Here is a 19,661-nt window from a genome sequence, read left to right on the forward strand (position 1 = left end):
CGATGAAGAGAGCACAAACATTTACATTAAAGTAAGTGTTTGTGTTTTTTAATCTCTTTATTTCATCCTCTCAATCCAATCACTTACGCTATCTGCCACATGATTCGCCCCCAGTTTCAATTCCTCATACAGATAGGAAAGCAGTACACCCCAGGAAATCTGCTCTTCGTAAGGGTTATTCTGATTGATGAACCGGATCACTTTCTTCAGCTCCCGCATCCGCCCTTCATCCAGCTGCCCCTGTAGGTAATGCCTGGTGAAGGCATCGATGAAGTGCGTGTTTTTCACACTGGCTTCCAGGAGTATTCCCGTGGCTCGTGATGGAGTGACATCCAATGCATAGGCCAGGGCACAGATCTGTTCGTGCGTACGCTGTGGAAACCTGATCGTCACTCGTCCTGTCTTTTCTTTGCCCTTCCTCGCTTGCAAGGACTCTCTTTCCAAATTCCCCATATAAAAAATGTTTCCCAGCCGGAAATCTCTTCGGAAAAACTGGGAGAGATACTCAATCACGATTCGAGACCGCAGGCCGACCACACAAATTTCTTCCGCCACATCTTTCACTGGTGTGTGGGGTGATATAAGCTAATCGGTAGATGCATTCCTTGAGGTGGACCGAAATCGTTGGTTTGCAGTCGATCTTTTTGTCGCTTCTTTTTCAGTGGGGAGTATGACTACTTATGCACTTGGTTATTACAGCAGCCGTGATATGCTGTTGATTGGTAGTATCATAACAGTATTATTGGTCATCATCACTTTGGGAGCTGCGTTTCTTTACTGGCCACTTTTAGGTTTAGAAAGATTTTAGTTTTAAAGATTATAGTTTATCTTATCCTTAGGACACATTCCTACTGTTCTAGGTTTAATATAATGGTCGGAAAAGTAATGAGTTTAAAACACACAAACGTAAACGACAACGTTTACGTTTGTGTGTTTGGATGAGCTTATACTTAGTACTTTCTTTTGGGATGATTCCTAAGACTGTAACCTTTATTAGCGTAGTTTTTTGAACTATAATTTTTTTCTTTTTTCAAGATATCTATAAAACGTAGCTCTCCCCATCCCTGTAGCATCCACGATCTCCTGGATGCTATATTCTTTACTGTCATACATTCGAAAGGCCATATCGAGTTTAGAGGGGTCCTTTCTTGGCCGGCCACCTTTTCTTCCCCGAGCTCTTGCTGCATCCAATCCCGATTTTGTCCTTTCTGAAATGATATCGCGTTCGAACTGAGCCAGCCCACTGAAAATCGTAAACACCAATTTCCCCATCGCTGTCGTCGTATCAATATTTTCATTGATGGAAACAAAGTTGATCCCTTTCTCTTGAAAATCATTGATCAGGTCGACCAGGTGTTTGGTGCTTCTTCCGATTCGATCCAATTTATAGACGACCACCGTATCTCCTTCTCGCAAAAATTTCAACATCTCATTAAACGTCGGCCGATCTTTTTTCGTTCCGGTGATTTTTTCTGAGAAGATATTTTTCTCTTTCACACCATAACGCATTAATGCATCAAACTGCATATGTAAATTTTGATCTCTGGTACTTACCCGGGCATATCCAAATAACATTTTTTGGAGCTCCTTTTCAATTTACTTAATTTTATATTATCAAAAAGGATAAATGGTGTATATATTGAGATTTAGATTTAGAGATGGTTTTTGGAACACGGATTAAGGGATGTTTAATAGAATTTCAGTTTTGAAATGTTATGTTATCAAAAACGAACGTTTATAGGAAGATAAGCTAAAAGAGGAAAAGAACTCCGTCCGGGGCAGCCCACGCATATTCATACAGTAATATATATAAAAGCTTTATAATAATTTGCACTATAATCCCCTTAATGATATTATAAGAACAAATGTTCCCATTTTGGTTGGAAAGGTGAAGTTATGATGGATAAAATGACATTCATGGAACCAAATAATCTTTGCTTGAATAGTTCGAATTAATTGGTAGTTTTGACATCTTGTTGCCATAATTCCCCGGTGCTATCCTATCTATAGGGACATATTCTTTATTAAACCAAGCATCCTAACGCTTATTATCTTTCCAACATTATCAAGGAAGAAATGGAAACATTGAGGACTATACCCTGGTGTATATTTCGTATTGTTTTAAATTTAATGGCAGAAGGAGGAAGAAAATGAGTAATAGAAAAAGAGTGTGGTTTGAAGAGGCCGGCCATAAGTTAGATCCAGGTTTAGTAGAGCAACTAAGGTTGAATCGAAAAGAAGACCCCTATGAGACAAGTAACAATAGACTGCCAGTCATTGTATATTATTCAAAGGACTCTGATGACAAGAAGAAGAAGGATCTGATAACAGCCAGCCAAGCAGATAATAACAGCAATCTAGAAAAAGATATCGGGCCAAGGATTGCTAGAGGGAATTTAACCCCACAAATGATTAAACAAATAAAAGACCATGAAGCTGTGGAACGAATTTTTTATGACCGTATAGTAACCGCTCTGTTGGACATTGCAACCAGACAAATCGGTTCTGCTGAACTACAGAGAAGGGCTGATTTGACGGGAAAAGACGTCACTATTGCTGTTATTGATACAGGTGTCCACCCCCATAGTGATCTAACTAGTACAAGCAATCGAATAGTTGCGTTTAAAGACTTTATAAATGGCCGAGAAGAACCCTATGATGATAACGGGCATGGCACCCATTGTGCAGGGGATGCCGTCGGGGACGGATATCAATCTGATGGATTGTATATCGGGCCTGCCCTTGAGGCATCAATTGTAGGTATAAAGGTTCTTGATGAAAATGGAAGTGGCAGATTATCAACTATCATTGAGGGTATCGAATGGTGCATTAATAACAAAGATGAGTACAATATTCGTATTATTTCTCTGTCATTAGGAGCTCAGGCGTTTGAATCCTTTCGGGATGACCCACTCTCCGTTGCAGTAGAGGAAGCTTGGCATAAAGGCATAGTCGTTTGTGCGGCTGCTGGAAATAGCGGCCCTCAACAAACAACGATAAGTACTCCGGCCATCAATCCTTTCATTATCACTGTTGGGTCTACAATGGACCAAAATACAGAAGAACGATCAGACGATCATATCGCTGACTATTCAAGCAGAGGTCCAACGGTAGACTCTTTTATTAAACCGGACATTTATGCCCCAGGTACAGATATTATTTCATTATTAGCGCCTGATTCTACTGTAGAACATGAGCTGCCAGAGCAGGTCGTCGATGAAAACTATCTACAGTTATCTGGAACATCTATGGCAACTCCTATATGTGCTGGGGTAGTTGCACAGATGTTAGAAGCGAACCCCGACTTAAGTCCAAATGATATCAAGAGCATTTTAAAGGCTACTTCTCAGCCAGTACTCAATGACGTTTGGGGATATATTGAGGCAGGGAGTGCGGTAGAAATGGCTACCAATTATACCGGCTTTCAAAAAGCTGCTAAATAAGGAAAGAATAATAAAATTGTTCGAGTGGTCTAGGCTTGCATTCCATAGGGTTTAGGCCACTTATAATTTTGATGTTCCTATAAAAGGCTACAAATTTTATTATTTGAAGGAGGAATGAGTATGAATGTATCTCCTGATAAATTGACCCCCACGACCAAAAATCCTCAGCATCTCAACATCATTCTTTCTCAGCTTAGAGTAACTCAAGAAAATATACAGAAAGACAAAAGAGAATATTATGATGAGGAAACAGATAAGCAAAAGATCGAGCAATATTATAAAAACATTACCCTTGAAAACTCTAATGATAATGAGCTGGTTCAAACATTAAGTAAGCTTCTCCAGGACACCCACACAAACAAGGTGAGTTACGACCCGAGCGAGTATGTTTATCCCTGGGTTGATCTACGTCCTGATGGTAATCTTACCAGCGTTTACTCAGGTAGAAGAAGGAAAGCGGAAGAAGTGATCAAAGAGGACTATGCCATTTCCATCAAACGAAAAGAGGAGCTTGAAAAAATAACTGATAAAGACCAATATCTGATGGATGATAGGTTGGCTCAAATTGAGAATAATTTCAAATATAATTGCGAGCATTCCGTCCCACAGTCTTGGTTCAATAGACAAGAGCCAATGCGGGGAGATCTCCATCACTTATTTACTTGTGAACCTGTTTGTAACTCCATAAGAAATAATTATCCATACCACGATTTTAAGGGTTATGAACCAGAAGAAATGAGGGCGAAGAGAATAGAGGAGAAATGCGGAAAGGCAGATGAGGGATTATTTGAACCAGAAAGTGGTAAAGGAACAGTAGCGAGAGCGATGTTGTATTTTTTAATCAGGTATCCTGACGAGATAGAATCATCCTATAAGGAAGGTATCGATAAGGATTTATTATTGGATTGGCACCAGAACTTCCCACCTGACCTCTATGAAAAACATCGCAACCAGGCTATTTATGAGATTCAAGGAAACCGAAACCCGTTCATCGATTTTCCAAAGGAAATGATAAAATGCTTTAATATATAATGTTCTATAGTAAATTGCCTCAGGGGTCTATCGCTGAGGCCTTTTTTAATGAATATATTTTGTAGTAACAGAAAAAATATACATAGTTTACTGTTCTGAAATATCTTTTCGCTAGCAAGGTATCTTAAAGGTATTAAAAAGGATATCTTGTTAATTATTAACTTTGCACCATAATAATCTTAATGATAACATAAGAACAAATGTTCCTGTTAAGAGTAGAAAGGTGGATGCAGAATGGGCCAACTAAACGATCGTGGAACCAAAAAGTGGACTTCGTTAATGATGCCGGAGCATATTCAGCTGTTAAATAAAATGTGGGAAGAAAAGGAATACAAGGAGAAGCCCATCCTAGATGAGCAGAAGATGCAGGACATCAATGCTCAATTGCAGCTGGCGATACATAGCAACCTGACGGTTAACATTAAATATTATGCTAACCATGATTATGAGACAATTGCAGGTAAACTGCTGAAGATTGATTCGCTGAATAAACAGATCCAGTTAAATGATGAGGACCGAACTGTAATACCTCTGGATAGTATCATGGATATATTTATTGACTAGTCTGTGGTTGCATATCGAACAAAGGCATAATCTTACTATAATCAGAAGGAGGGGAAGGTTCGGCTATAAGAATCTGCTTGTATAATAAATTTGCTAAGTTCTGACATACTATATATAGTTAGAATACAGGTGTAAATTGTGAAGTAAGGAGGGGTAGGGTGAGTGATTTAAAAAAACAAGAGCCATATTATATACAATTTTATCACATGCTTAAACAAATGATCTTTGACGGTAAATATCAACCAGGTGATCGAATCAATGAGACCTATTTAGCCAAGAAATACAATGTAAGTAAAAGTCCGATTAGAGAGGCAATAAGAATTCTTGAGAAAGAAGGACTCTTAATTGTTGAGAATTCAAAAATGGTAGTCTATGAACCCACTTTAAAAGATATGAAAGATATCTACCATTGTAGAATGGCGCTAGAGTCCTTCGCTGTAAGGTTAACTACAAAATTTGCAAGTGATGCCCAATTAGAGGAAATAAGTAAAATTTTGAACGAAACTGAAAAAACAATAAAGGAAGAACAAGACTCTAATAAAATAATTACTTTGAATGAAAAGTTTCATAGTTTGATTCTTGCTTCAACAGAAAACGAGAGATTACAAAAGCAAGTGCAAGATTTAAAAGGTTTGATAAATTATTTCCGAATATTAAATTTTCAGGGGGAAGGTAGAGCAGAAACTATATTAAATCAACACAGGAAAATATTTGAGTTCATAAAAGTTAGAGATCATGAGCAGGCAGCCGCCGAGATGATTCGGCATTTGGAAATGGATGTAGAACATTTAATATCAGTTCTTCCGGATAATTTTGAATGAAGTAGTCTCAAATATATTATTAGCAAATAGAACTGCACCCAGTTTAGGGATTGCAGTTTTTTTATTGCAAGATATAAAAATATAATAAAAAGTATTGATAAATTTCTGAATTTAAATTATAGTATTTTTACAAGGTCGTCAGTCGACCGTCAACTAATAGAAATAACAATTATAAGTAGGAGGTATACACTATGAAAAACTTAAAGATTGCATCTATACCTGGAGACGGGATAGGGAAAGAAGTAGTACCTGCCGCTATCGATGTTTTGAAAGCGGTGTCAGACGTTCATGGAGGGTTACAATTTGATTTCACAGAGTTTCCTTATAGCTGTGAATACTACTTAGAGCATGGAGATATGATGGGTGAGGATGGGATTGATAGATTAAAAGAATTCGACTCCATTTTTCTAGGTGCTGTGGGAAACGTAAAGTTGGTCCCAGATCATATCTCACTATGGGGACTTCTGATTAAGCTTCGTCGAGAGTTTGAACAGGTGATTAATATACGTCCCGCTAAAATGCTTAGTGGAGTTCAATCTAATCTACTTAACCCAAAAGACTTTGATTTAATGGTGGTTAGGGAGAATAGTGAAGGAGAGTATAGTTCGGTAGGCGGTAGAATTTTCCGAGATGAAGATGAAATCGCCATTCAAAATAGTATATTCTCTCGAAAAGGAACGGAACGGGCTATGCGGTTTGCATTCGAGTTGGCTGCTAAAAGGCGGGGACATGTAACTAGTGCTACAAAGTCAAATGGCATCTACCATTCTATGCCGTTTTGGGACGAGATTTTTAAAGAAGTTTCTAAAGATTATCCAAGTATACAAACTGACTCCCAACATATTGATGCTTTGGCTGCATTCTTTGTCACGCATCCAGAAAAGTTTGATATTATTGTAGCTAGTAACTTATTTGGAGACGTATTAACAGATATAGGAGCAGCCATAATGGGTAGCGTGGGAATTGCCCCAGCTGCAAACATTAACGTGAACGGAAAATACCCATCTATGTTTGAGCCCGTACATGGATCAGCTCCAGATATCATTGGGAAGGGAATTGCAAATCCAATTGGGCAGGTATGGACAGCAAAGATGATGTTGGATCATCATGGTGAAGAAGAAATAGGATCCCTGTTATTAGATGTGGTGGAAAGTATTACACATGATCAAATTATGACACCGGATTTAGGCGGTAAACATTCAACGATAGAAGTAACAGATGAGATTATTAAGCGTTTGAAGGAACAGGTTTAACGCTATAGATATCAATATATAAATCTATCTCCTTAGATAGATTTATATATTCTAAAATAATGAAAACGCTTTCCAATGAATTCAAAACAATAAAAGGAGTGGTTAGATGGCCCAGTTGAAAGAAGAACAGATTAATGAAAGGTTAGAAGGGGACTTCAAGGAAAAACTAAAGATTGCAGGATTTGGCCTTCCCGTGTTCAGCGGAGTAGTAATTGTATTATTAATTGGTATTTATATGGAAATCCTTCCGCAAAACTTTGCCAGTGGGCTTATCGTATCAATGGTATTTGGACTTGCACTCATGTGGGTTGGTAATCAAATACCAGTTTTCAATACATTTGGAGGAGGGCCTATCCTCTGTATACTAATCCCGGCTCTATTTTTATACTGGGGAATATTGCCGGAAAGCATGGGAGTCCTAACCGATAACTTTTACAACGAGATTGGTTTTTCGGATTTTGCTGTAACCGGTATTATAGTGGGGAGTATTCTTAGTATGGATCGTAAGATGTTAATGAAAATTGGAATTCGCTTTTTCATCCCGCTTTTGGCAGCTATTGCATCTGGCTTATTAATTGGGGGCCTTGTCGGTCATTTAATCGGATTTGGATTTAGAGAAACTATTTTTTATGTTGTAGGGCCTATTATGGGTGGGGGTATGGCTGCAGGTGCGATACCAATGGCAGAGATTTTTGCAGACACCAGTGGCCAGGATTCAGGGACTATATTAGCTCAAATTGCGCCTGCTGTAATGGTTGGCAATATGATTTGTATTCTTGCAGCAGGAACGTTAAATGGGCTAGGTAAAAGGAAAAATCGATCAAAGAGCTTTTCAGGTGACGGAGAAATATTAAGATTGGAAAACAATAATCAAAAAATTGATCTGAAAAGTGTAAGTTCAAAGCTTCCTTTCTCTGTAAACAGTCTGATTATTGGAATTATCACGGCTACCACTATCTTCGTTTTTGGAAAAATTGTTGCTGAGTTAATACCTGCTTTCCATTCATACGTCTGGATTATTTTAGGAGCTGCTGCATTGAAAATATTTAATGTCTTGCCATCTTATGTTGAGGAAGCATCCGAAGATTGGTATAACTTTATAACTAAGGCATGGGTGCCGGCTATATTAGTGGCGATTAGTGCAGGAATGATTGACTTTTCAAGTGTTATAGAGATTGTTACTAACCCTAGCTATATCAGTCTAACAGTAATTACTGTAATAATAGCAGTACTTGCTGCCGGGTTTTTTGGGCTCTTGGTTGGATTCTATTTCGTCGAGTCTTCCATTGCTGCCGGGCTTGGTATGGCGGATATGGGAGGGTCGGGAGATGTAGCTGTCCTTAGTGCAGCAGGAAGAATGAATCTTATGCCCTTCCTACAAATATCCTCCCGTATTGGTGGAGCCATTATGTTGATTATTTTGTCTCTAATAGCTCCTTTCCTTATGTAGAATAGGAGATAGTTACTGCTCTACTGTTCGGTAAAACGAATTACAGCCAAGGTTCAACTAAGTTTTAATCGACTTTTCGATCCCGAGCGTTTTGAATAGTGTCCTGGATGTAATTATCGACTAGCCCCTCAATTGAGGGGTGATTTTTTTGGAAATGATTGTATTTTATGCAGGAATTCGTTTAGCCATGTCGAATCTATATGTATGTAGTACTATTTGCTTATACAACGATTAAGAAGAATGGACACATGGAAACTGAATACATGAAAGAAGCCTATGGGTTGCTGTTTGAGATTGAAACCGGGCTGATTGAATACATTGAGCAAACAATGGAGGAAACCTATGGGATCGGCTGGCAAATCCAAGCTCCTGCTACCATGAAATACAAACCCTACTCTAAACACTTCGACTCCTTCTATTACCACGAACTCATCTCCATGCTTCGAGCATACCCTGTTTTGCTGATATCCCCAAAGACGTTTATTTACAATTGATAAGAACTGTTCCCATTCGAAATAAAAATGTTCATTGTAAGAATGCTAATGGGGTGATAAGAAGCTTATTTAGTTATACTATAACAATATTATAAGATTTAAATTTATGGCTGTTATGAATGATAAGAAAAAAAAAACAAAAATAACTAATTAAATGGAGGGGACACTATGCCATTTGAAGCTGGTGGTAGAGCGGATAAGTTCGGGAATAGATATGAGGGGAGATGGGTAGTAAAGCAACTACTCCATTTAATAAAAGAAGATATAGCGTCAATTACACTAGAAGCCGTTGGAGAAGAAGAAGAGGGGATTGATCTTTGGGTTAGAAATAAGGATGGTACTCAAATGTGCTCACAATGTAAGGGGAGAAATGGAAGTAAAGAGTATTGGACTGTCGGTGATTTAGGTGCAAAAGGTATTTTTCAAAAAGCAAAAAAGCAATTAGACTCAAGTGAAAAAGTTACTTATCAATTTGTTTCAGCAGTTAATAGTATGATGTTGAATGATATTACTGACAGGGCGAGAAATTCAAATGATAATCCTAGAGATTTTTATAAATATCAAATAAAGAACAGTACAGATGTGCATAAAGCATATAGAAAAATTGTTGAATATCTTGACCTGAATCATAATTTAGAACAAGACAATGAGCAGGCTTTTCATTATTTGAAGAGAATGTATGTTATCCATTTCTCCGACGATTTAGAAACAAAAACAACCTTGAAGGAAACTATAAAGTATCTTTTTATCGGGAATCCCGAAACTATTTATAATCTGTTATTGAACTACCCAATAGAAAATGATTTATTAGGAAGAGAAATATCATCATATATGATAATAAATTATCTAGAGAGTCAAACTGACATTTCATTTAGGCAATTACATAAAGACGAGCGGATAATACCAAGAATAGAATACCTGAATGCTGAGTATGATTCTGCTTTTGTTAAAATTAATAACTCTCTCATTCATAGGCAAGAAAGTGAAAAGTGTTATAAAGAATTTCTGAATGGAAATTCAATAATTATACATGGGAAAGCAGGAAGTGGAAAAAGCGGCTGTGTCATTGAATTGTTAAATAAGCTTAAAGAAGAAAATATAGTACATCTCGCACTAAAACTAGATCGGCGTATTCCAAGGAATTCTTCTAATAATTATGGTGAACAATTAGATTTACCTGCATCACCTGTATTTTGTATTGATGCAGTTTCGAAAGATAAAGAGGCTGTTTTGATTTTAGATCAACTGGATGCAGTTCGATGGACGAATAACCACTCAAGTACTGCACTCGAAGTATGTAAAGAGATGATAGCTGAAGTAAACAATATTAATAAGGAAAGAGATAGAAAAATAATAATAGTTGTTGTTTGTCGTACATTTGATTTCCAAAATGATAATGGCATAAAGCAATTATTTTCAAAAGTGGATACTAATATCAGGGAAGACACATGGAAAGAAATAATAATGAGTGATCTAGATAATGAAAACGTAAAGGAAGTTGTAGGGGAAACATATAATAACTTATCAATTAAACTTAGAGCATTGTTAAAAACACCTAGTAATTTATATATCTGGTCAAACCTAGAGGAAAAGAGACAGACTAATACTTTCATATCTTCTAGTGATTTAATAAAACAATGGTGGATGCAATTAAGTATTAATAGTGAAATTCTAGGTATTTCTATTAATGACTTAAATGACCTTAAAGATACAATAGTAAATCAAATAGATAATTTAGGAAAGCTAATGATTCCTATACAGATGGTAGGTCATTGCTCTAGGTTTGCAATTGAGCAACTATTATCCAATGGACTATTGATTTCAGATGGTAAGAAAATCGGTTTTGTTCATCAAAGCTTTTATGACTATTTTTTGGTTGAAAAAATGATTCAACAGATATTTGAAGGTAATTCAATCACTAGTATTCTGGGATTTCCTTCTAAACAGACGCCGTCGAAAAGATATCAACTTCAAATGTTATTAGAAAATCTACTAGACTATGATATAGATGATTTTGTAGATGTAGGACTTGAGATAATACAAACTGAGAATATACGCTTTTACATGAAATATGTTTTTTTAGAAGTATTGGGACAGGCAGACTCAATCAGGTCAAAAGTGGAAGTATTCTTAAAAGAATATATAAATTCAGAATACTGGAGAAATCATTTATTGGATGCTGTATTCATTAACCATCCTATTTTTATAAAGTTTTTGATTCGTGAAGGTTACATTAATTCATGGCTTAATTGTGAACAAGATAGGGAATTAGCAATGATGCTACTTAGATCTGTTAACTCTAAGTTACCTAATGAACTGACTACATTGCTTTATCCTTTAGCATTTCAGAAACCTGAATTGGATAATAAGATTTACAATGTACTATGTTGGGATATCACAGATGATTCTACTGAGATGTTTGAATTTAGGTTGGAGCTTTTAAAGTTTAGACCACAACTATGGAATGCATACATTTCTTGGGATAGACTTACTAATAATTCTCCTAATAGAGCGCTATGTTTAGTTGACATGATCGTTAAAAATGTTAACAAGCAGGTAATTGAGAAAAGACACGATTTGAGTAATAAGACAATAAAAGCACTTGCAGAAATTGCAAAAGATAGACCATATCAAATCTGGGAAGGTTTTATGCCATATATTGCAGAAAATACCAAAAATACTTTTTCAGTCTATGACAATAAATTAGATTTTTGGAAATCAAAACAATATATGGATCAATTGTATGGAAGAGCTTATGTAGAGATGGTTAAGGCTTCAGGAAGAGAATTAATTAAGAGAGATATGAAGAATCTATTAAAAAGTTGTGAAAAATATCATGATTACTTTTCACTTATAATAAATGAGATTTTATTATGCATTATGGAACGCTTGCCGATTGATTACTCTGATTATGCGATATGCTGGTTGATTGAGAATCCTCACAGAAGATTTTTCAATTACACCGGGGACTCTGACGAATACTTATTTACAGCTAAAAAAATAATAGAAAAACATTCTAAGACATGCTCAGATGAAGTGTTTAAAAGACTAGAAAACAATCTTTATTATTATCATGAAGAAGATGAGTTAGAAATAGCAAAACACAGATTTGAGTTTAATAGAGAAAATAGGAATGAACAGAATAAGCTTATAGTTCACTGGCCATTCTGGGGGGAGGTACAAAATTATTTAATTCCAGCCCTTGACCATAACAGAATATCTAAAATAACTTACGAACTTAAAAGAGTATTAGAGCGGAGATTTAAAGATCAATCTAACAGACATAGAAGGAATAAAGTTAAATCCGGGTGGGTTGGTTCAACTATTGGGAGTAATGCTGAAAAAATCACTGATAAAGAATGGTTAAGAATTATTGAAACGAAGGGCTATAAAAAGGCGAAATGGTCTTTATCAGAAGGGCCATTTTTGGAATCTTCTCCGGAGAAATTTTCCAGGGATCTTGAAAGAATTGGTAAGGATAATCCAGATAGAATTGCTAAACTAGCATTGGAATTGTCAGAAGACATTGACAACAACTATGTTAGAGCTATTTTCGATATTATAGGAGAAAATGATGAAGGTAAGAATATTGTTGAAAATGAAAACTGGAAGCCTGTTAGTCTTGATGTAGCACACATATTATATAAAAAATGGGGAAATAAAGAGGATATTAATGTTGCAATGTCTTTTTGTAGGGGACTAAAAAAAAGGGCAGAAGAATCGTGGGATAACTATATTTTAAGTGAAATATCCTATATTGCTAAGAACCACCCTAATCCCGAAGAGGGAAAACAAAATGTAGTGTCTTCAGATGATAAAGAAGGAAAAAAAGTTCAATCTTTATTTTCTAATTCAATGAACTGTGTAAGAGGATGTGCAGGAGAAACAATATCTTCTTTGCTGTGGGAAGATAGCAATAGATATGAATATTTGAAGGATGCTGTAGAGTCAATTGTGAAAGATAAGAATGTGGCTGTAAATATGTCTGCAATTGAGTGTATCATTCCAATTATGAACATTGATAAAGAATATGCTGTTAAGTGTTTTTTTGATTTAGTAAACAAAGATATAAGAATCGCTGCTCATCCATATGCGTATAACATGTTTTATCATTTATATAAAGAATATCCAAAATCCATTAAAGAGTTAGTTGTAGAAATGTATAATTCAAAGTTTGAAGATGTTGCTAAAGTAGGGGCTAATCATATAGCAAATATGAGTGTGCTATATGGGTGCTTTGAGGATATTATTTTTAAAGAAATTAAAAGATCAAGAGTTCAGAAAGAGGGCATCATCGAAGTAGCAGCTGATCTTATTGGTTATCAAGGATATCATGAAAAGTGCAAAGAAATAATCATGTATTTTTTTGATGAAGAAAAAGATGATGACCTTACTATTTCTTATTCTTTATTACTACATGAAGAAAAGCTAAATATACAAGAAGACGAAGAGTTTATTTTAAAATTGGTAAATTCTAAATCTTCTAGAAGAATGATGCGTCGCTTTGTAGATTTTATAAATGAAAATGATGTATCAATTATAATATTCAAAGAAGTTATATTCAGTGTGATCCATAAGACAATTCAAGACTCACAGCAAGAAATTCAGAATGTTGGAAGTGAACTATATGATATAGCACCGGAACTATCGAAATTAATTGCTTTACTTTATGACAGAACCCACGATGATTTTGAAGTTAATCAACGTTGTTTAGATATGTGGGATAAAATGTTTGAAAACCGAATTGGAACGATTCGAGAATTAACTAGGACAATTATGGAGATGTAGTTTATACGAAGAGAAGAAGAACAGTTATTTATATATTTTTGTCATAGTAAAGATAGTTTTTTCCAAGAAACTTTATTATAACTTGAATTATATATTATGTCATGTATGACTATACAACTACTACAGGTAAACTGTTAAAGATTAATTTGCTGTATAAACAGATTTAGTTAAATGATGAGGGTCAATCCATAATTCCTTTGGATAGTGTCCTAGATTCTTTTATTGACCAGCCCCTCAGTTGAGGGGTGATTTTTTTGGGTATAAATGGTTTTGATGCAGGAATTCGTTTATTCCTGTCGAATCTATATATACGTAGTACTATTTACTTACAGAATGATTAAGGAGAATAGGTATATGAAAACTGAATACATGAAAGAAGCCTATGGGCTGCTGTTTGAGATTGAAACCGGGCTGAGTCAATACATTGAACAAACAATGGAGAAAACTTTTGGGATCGGCTGGCAGATTAAAGCTCCTGCCACCATGAAATACAAACCCTACTCTAAACACTTTAACTCCTTCTATTACCACGAACTTATCTCCATGCTGCGAGCATACCCCTGTTTTGCTGATATCCCTAAAGATGTTTACCTCCAACTGATAAGAACCGTTCCCATTCGAAATAAAATTGCTCATTGTAAGAGCGTTAATAATGAAGAAATGGCGCGATTACAGGATACCTTCAAGCTAGTCATGAAATATATGTGCTTTGCAGAAGAGATAATTAGTGATGGCCGGAACAGAAAATCAGTTTCTGCTATACACTAATTTTGCCTCTGTTAAGATGATTCATAGAAGAGGAATACATACTTTGATATACACTAAATTGGCTCTAAAATTGCGGGGCGGGTAGTAATATTTTTTTAAATGAGTCTGAGGGAATTTGGAATTTTCTCTTACTACGCTTAATCCCTGTTTTTATTCTTTATTGTTTTGCTCTTATATTCGTTCATTACGCTGATAAGTTTCCTTACCATCACTCGCCGAATAGTGATGGTAACAGATCAAGGAAGGAAGTATTTGGTGGGGCATTCTCGGGCATTTCAAGATCAGGTGGAAAACGAAAAAGAAAGTAACAGCAGTTATGATGTCTTTGTCCAATAAAGTGTTTTATATGGAAAAAATCACTGATCTCCTTGTTACTTACTTGCAAATGTTTTTCAAGGAATGTTGTCTCCTACTGTCGAACTTATGAAAATGAAGGAGGAGATACATGATGGACAGTAATCCAGAAATGGTACAAAATGGTTCTAATGCTTAAGGATTAATGTAGCGACTACACTTAGGGGCAGTAAAATGATTAATTACTTTTTTAGAGTGGAATAAGAATGTATTTTTGGGGGATTATATGCATAAAAATTGGAAAAGAGTATTAAGCTTTGTTATTAGTTTAGTTTTAGTGCTAATAACTTTTTTAGGGATTAGCGAGGCATATGTGAAAATACACAAAGCAATAAATACCGAAAGTGATTTAAATGCAATAGAAGTTGCTTTAGTACTGGGGTTTCTATCTAGTTTAATCATCGCTACACTTACACTAGCTAGGGAAATTCGCTCAAATCCTCAGGAAATTTCAATAGGTACGACCAATTTGCCAAACTTCATGTATCATCCTGATTTTGAGAAGCACTACAGTCGACAAGGTGAAAAGCTTTTAGAGGAAAATAGGATTTTAGAAAATAAACTTGATGAAAATGAACAATATACTGATGAACTCCTGAATGAATTAGAAACGAAAGACCTTGAAGTAGAACAAATAGCCTATATTAGTGATATTTTCATTAGACACCATAAAAATGCAAGTAGACTAGTGCGTTCGTTGCTACAACTATTAAATGAGGGAAAAAATCATTGGAAATGGGAATTCTGTAATAACGTCTTGGATGAGTGCGTTACTGTTCTCTTAGAAGATCGAGCTGATAAATCCTCTACGATATATTTTATAAACGATAACCAATTAGAAATGTTTACTTATAACAGAATAGAGTTTTCTTCTTCTAGGAAAAGGAAGTTTAAGAAAGGAGAAGGTTTTGCAGGCCATATATGGGAAACAGGTGAAACAAAACTTGTTTCTGATGTGAATGAAAGTGAATACTTTAAAGGGAAGTATGCCCCTCAACATGAGTACGGATCCATTTTAGGAGTTCCCATAAAGATTGGGAGGGAAATCGTGGGTGTCCTTTGTGTCCAAAGTGAAAATGTGGAAGAGTTTCAAGAGGATGATATAAGAACAGTTATATTCTATGCGGATATGTGCGCACTAGCACACTTTTATGATAAAATCAAAGAAGGATGAGAGGTGTAAAGGATGAATGCTGTCAAGGAATATAAGCGAAGTCGTAACAACTTGAGTTTAGAGAGAAAACAAAAGGAAACGGTAAGAGCATCAAGAAAAAGAACTGACCAGCTGTTACGAAAGGCACAACATTTAGGGCTAGCTGATATTTACACTGACACTAGTGGGCGTGTTAAAAGAAAAAAAGAGTATTAGGTGTACAAACTCTCCATAGGAAATATAAGTGCAAAACAAGAGAAACAAGAAAGGTATTTTGTTTGGGCTTATTTTCATTCCTCTTACTCCCGCTTAATAAAGATGTTTTGATATGTTGTTGCGTTATTAACTATCTCCGATAAAGGTTCTATTAAGGGGGCTTACCCCCCCCTTTTTAATTAACAACATCTTCTTAGGAATCTTTATCACTGAACATAAGAAGATCGATAAAGTAGAAATCACCATCAAAGTAACAAAACACACTAGCAATTTGAAAATAGACCGATAGAGTAATAACCATAACTACACTCTTAGTTGATAATGAACCCTTCTCTAACAAAAGAACCTCCTTATATAAATTTAAATTCCTCAAGTTCATTGCTCAAATTTGGTCACAAAAAAAATATAAGAGCGTATTTTAGAATATAGGTTTACGAAGTGAAAATCACTAAAAGTCCTGATATGACAGCGTTTATAAAATTTGCTACCATGATTATATGGTTAAGACGTTAGGGGCGGCATGATGTAATAACCGCTCACCCCCTTTGAACACCGGAGATTTGAAAGATTCCCAACTTGGAATCGACTTGATTGCCAAAATTATAAGCCTCTCACTTGTTCATTGAACAGGTGGGAGGCTTATTTTTATATCTATTGTCAGCAGTCGGGGGAATTTGGATCGTGTGTTTCTTCCTAAGGTACATAATACCTTCATAAATTGTTGTATACATCGAACTCTATCTGTTTGTCCATCCTTTCGTACTCACCTTTTCTTTGACTACTAAATAACTTTGCAGCATCGAAATGGAAACATTACTAAGCTGAAAACAGTCCCATGCACAACTAATTTCACATTACTTATGTTTGATTCGGGTTTACAAACAAAATTCGACATGATATATTAAGTATGTTAAAAACGTTAAATAAAAATTTAACAAAGTTAACGGAAGGTAATTTTACAAAAGTAATAGGCATTCTTGGGTTCTGGAAGCGAGGGAAATTGCACTTATTTTGCCCTGGCTCTGTGTGTGGATCTAAACAGGGGAATCCCCAAGTTGGAAGAATACACAGAAATACATATCTATCGGAAGCTTAAGCCTGAGAATAAACCTAGCAAACTAGTTGTTGATGAAAACTTTTCTTGAATGCTTTTCATTTTGCATTGATTTTCGCATTCAATTTTGAATATCCAAGGAGGTACGAAAGATGAATCAAACATATGATTATGTAGTAGTTGGTGGTGGCAGTGCGGGTTCTATACTCGCCAACCGTTTAAGTGAAGATGGAAAGCGGAGTGTGCTGGTTCTGGAAGCAGGGCGCAGTGATTTTGCATGGGACCTATTAGTCCAAATGCCAGCTGCTTTGCCGTTCCCCGCTGGGAAAAAGCTATACGACTGGAGATACGAATCTGACCCTGAACCTTATATGAATGGCCGCCGTATCAAGCATGCTCGTGGAAAGATGCTCGGAGGTTCAGGATCAATAAATGGTATGATATTCCAGCGCGGTAATCCACTGGACTATGAACGTTGGGGAGCCGACCCTGGCATGGAAACATGGGACTTTGCGCATTGTCTGCCTTATTTCAAACGAATGGAAAATGCTTTAGCAGCAGATCCAGATGATGAATTTCGTGGTCAAGATGGTCCTCTCAAATTGGAGCGGGGACCAGCTACTAATCCGTTATTCCAAGCCTTCTTTGAATCAGCTGTCCAGGCTGGCTACTCGCGAACTCCTGATGTGAACGGTTATCGACAAGAGGGCTTCGCACCGTTTGATAAGCATGTATACAAAGGTAGAAGGTTTGGGCCTTCCCGTGCCTATCTGCATCCGGCTATGCACCGAGAGAATCTTACGGTGAAAACTCGAGCTTTCGTTACGAGTATCGACTTCAATGGTACCCGAGCAAGCGGTGTGACATATAAACGAGACGGAAAGATACATCATGTCACTGCTGGAGAAGTTATACTTGCAGGGGGTGCAATCAATACGCCACAGCTGCTGCAACTATCAGGTGTGGGTGATGCGGAACACTTGAACTCCGTTGGTATCGACCCAGTAGTTGATCTTCCGGGTGTAGGTGAAAACCTTCAGGACCATCTCGAAGCGTATATCCAATACGCTTGCCCATTGCCGGTTTCCGAGCAGCCTAACTTAAATAAAGTGAAGATGCCTTGGATCGGTTTGCAGTGGTTACTTGGAAGAAAAGGTGCAGCGGCAACCAACCATTTTGAAGGTGGGGGTTTTGTCCGTTCGAACGAGGAAGTTGATTATCCAAACTTGATGTTCCACTTCCTTCCAGTAGCAGTACGTTATGATGGGAAAAAAGCGGATACGAAGCACGGATTCCAGGTACACGTTGGGCCTATGTATTCTGATGCGCGAGGATCATTAAAAATTCGTTCAAAAAATCCAGAAGAGCACCCGAGCATGGTCTATAACTATCTTTCTACCGAACAGGATCGTCGGGAATGGATTGAAGCAGTGAAGATTTCACGTGAAATCATGGCTCAGCCAGCTATGGCTGCCTATAATTCAGGGGAAATCTCGCCTGGTCCTTCTGTTCGTACAGATGAAGAGATTTTGGACTGGGTAGCGAAAGATGCCGAGACGGCACTCCATCCAAGTTGCACGGCAAAGATGGGGCCGGCTTCAGATCCAATGGCTGTTGTGGACCCACAAACAATGAAAGTCCATGGACTCGACAATGTGCGAGTGGTTGATGCATCTGCCATGCCATATGTCACTAACGGAAATATCCATGCGCCTGTATTGATGTTGGCGGAGAAAGCATCGGACATCATCCTTGGACGTAAACCGCTTGAGCCTATCAATGCAAGCTTTTACCGTCATGGGGTAGACCCAGCCGATGCAGGAACAATAAAATCTTAAACCGAATAATGCTTCCCATGGGAAGGCCTTTTTCAAATGCAGCTGAGCATCAGCATACATAATGAAAGAGTGCCTTCTCTTTTTAATTTGTGGAGGTTTGACAACATTAACAGCAACTCACCTTCAAAGAACACACGCTTAGCCTTGGAGGATAATCTCTATTTCTTCGGGGAAGGTAAGGGTGAAATCAAATAGAGGAGGAATGAGAAGTGGATATGCAGCAACAACCTGGGCAATCCAGCCAGCAAAACATGATGATGGAACCGCCGCAAGTACTCTCCACAAAAGATACGCACTATCTTTCTGATATGTTGAATTGGAACTTGATCGCTGCGAAGAAAGCCAATTTCTACGCGAGACAGTGCAGTGTTTACAGCCATCGAATTGACCCAGTAATGCCATCTTTTTGACCCAAGCCGGACATCAATTTGAT

14 protein-coding genes are annotated in these 19,661 nt (G+C 36.9%); 12 read left to right on the top strand and 2 right to left on the bottom strand.

Annotated features, from left to right (window positions below):
• Nucleotides 1-57: 57 nt before the first annotated feature.
• A complete protein-coding gene (locus tag ACFOGI_RS09035; protein WP_390271611.1) occupies nt 58-453 on the bottom strand; it encodes a hypothetical protein in 396 nt (131 codons plus the stop codon).
• A 558-nt stretch (nt 454-1,011) separates the two neighbouring features.
• A complete protein-coding gene (locus tag ACFOGI_RS09040; RefSeq protein WP_390271613.1) occupies nt 1,012-1,575 on the bottom strand; it encodes a recombinase family protein in 564 nt (187 codons plus the stop codon).
• Between the two features lie 575 nt (nt 1,576-2,150).
• On the opposite strand from ACFOGI_RS09040, the gene ACFOGI_RS09045 reads away from it, so the two are divergent.
• The 12 genes from ACFOGI_RS09045 (at nt 2,151) to ACFOGI_RS09100 (ending at nt 19,638) form a co-directional block, all read left to right on the top strand.
• The gene (locus tag ACFOGI_RS09045; protein WP_390271615.1) at nt 2,151-3,443 is read left to right on the top strand and encodes a S8 family peptidase; all 1,293 of its coding nucleotides are present in this window, start codon (nt 2,151-2,153) and stop codon (nt 3,441-3,443) included.
• Between the two features lie 120 nt (nt 3,444-3,563).
• Nucleotides 3,564-4,475 (top strand): endonuclease I family protein, encoded by a 912-nt coding sequence (locus ACFOGI_RS09050; protein WP_390271617.1) that lies wholly within the window; start codon nt 3,564-3,566, stop codon nt 4,473-4,475.
• A 234-nt stretch (nt 4,476-4,709) separates the two neighbouring features.
• Nucleotides 4,710-5,039, top strand: a complete 330-nt coding sequence (locus ACFOGI_RS09055; protein ID WP_390271620.1) for a YolD-like family protein — start codon at nt 4,710-4,712, stop codon at nt 5,037-5,039.
• A 158-nt stretch (nt 5,040-5,197) separates the two neighbouring features.
• The gene (locus tag ACFOGI_RS09060) at nt 5,198-5,860 is read left to right on the top strand and encodes a GntR family transcriptional regulator (RefSeq protein ID WP_390271622.1); all 663 of its coding nucleotides are present in this window, start codon (nt 5,198-5,200) and stop codon (nt 5,858-5,860) included.
• 191 nt (nt 5,861-6,051) lie between these two features.
• Complete coding sequence (locus ACFOGI_RS09065) at nt 6,052-7,113, top strand: tartrate dehydrogenase (protein ID WP_390271624.1); 1,062 nt, start codon at nt 6,052-6,054, stop codon at nt 7,111-7,113.
• 106 nt (nt 7,114-7,219) lie between these two features.
• Complete coding sequence (locus ACFOGI_RS09070) at nt 7,220-8,563, top strand: 2-hydroxycarboxylate transporter family protein (RefSeq protein WP_390271626.1); 1,344 nt, start codon at nt 7,220-7,222, stop codon at nt 8,561-8,563.
• 248 nt (nt 8,564-8,811) lie between these two features.
• Nucleotides 8,812-9,057 (top strand): hypothetical protein, encoded by a 246-nt coding sequence (locus tag ACFOGI_RS09075; RefSeq protein ID WP_390271628.1) that lies wholly within the window; start codon nt 8,812-8,814, stop codon nt 9,055-9,057.
• A 168-nt stretch (nt 9,058-9,225) separates the two neighbouring features.
• Nucleotides 9,226-13,845 (top strand): hypothetical protein, encoded by a 4,620-nt coding sequence (locus ACFOGI_RS09080; protein ID WP_390271630.1) that lies wholly within the window; start codon nt 9,226-9,228, stop codon nt 13,843-13,845.
• Nucleotides 13,846-14,199: 354 nt separating this feature from the next.
• Entirely contained in the window at nt 14,200-14,613 is a 414-nt protein-coding gene (locus tag ACFOGI_RS09085) for a Swt1 family HEPN domain-containing protein (RefSeq protein WP_390271632.1), read from the top strand.
• Nucleotides 14,614-15,193: 580 nt separating this feature from the next.
• Entirely contained in the window at nt 15,194-16,141 is a 948-nt protein-coding gene (locus tag ACFOGI_RS09090; protein WP_390271634.1) for a GAF domain-containing protein, read from the top strand.
• A 1,401-nt stretch (nt 16,142-17,542) separates the two neighbouring features.
• On the top strand, nt 17,543-19,228 hold the full coding sequence (gene betA, locus ACFOGI_RS09095) for a choline dehydrogenase (RefSeq protein ID WP_390271636.1): 1,686 nt from the start codon (nt 17,543-17,545) through the stop codon (nt 19,226-19,228).
• A gap of 215 nt (nt 19,229-19,443) precedes the next feature.
• Entirely contained in the window at nt 19,444-19,638 is a 195-nt protein-coding gene (locus ACFOGI_RS09100) for a hypothetical protein (protein WP_390271637.1), read from the top strand.
• Nucleotides 19,639-19,661: the final 23 nt, after the last annotated feature.

The sequence above is a fragment of the Virgibacillus xinjiangensis genome, assembly GCF_042643145.1.
Classification (GTDB): Bacteria; Bacillota; Bacilli; order Bacillales; family Amphibacillaceae; genus Virgibacillus_O; species Virgibacillus_O xinjiangensis.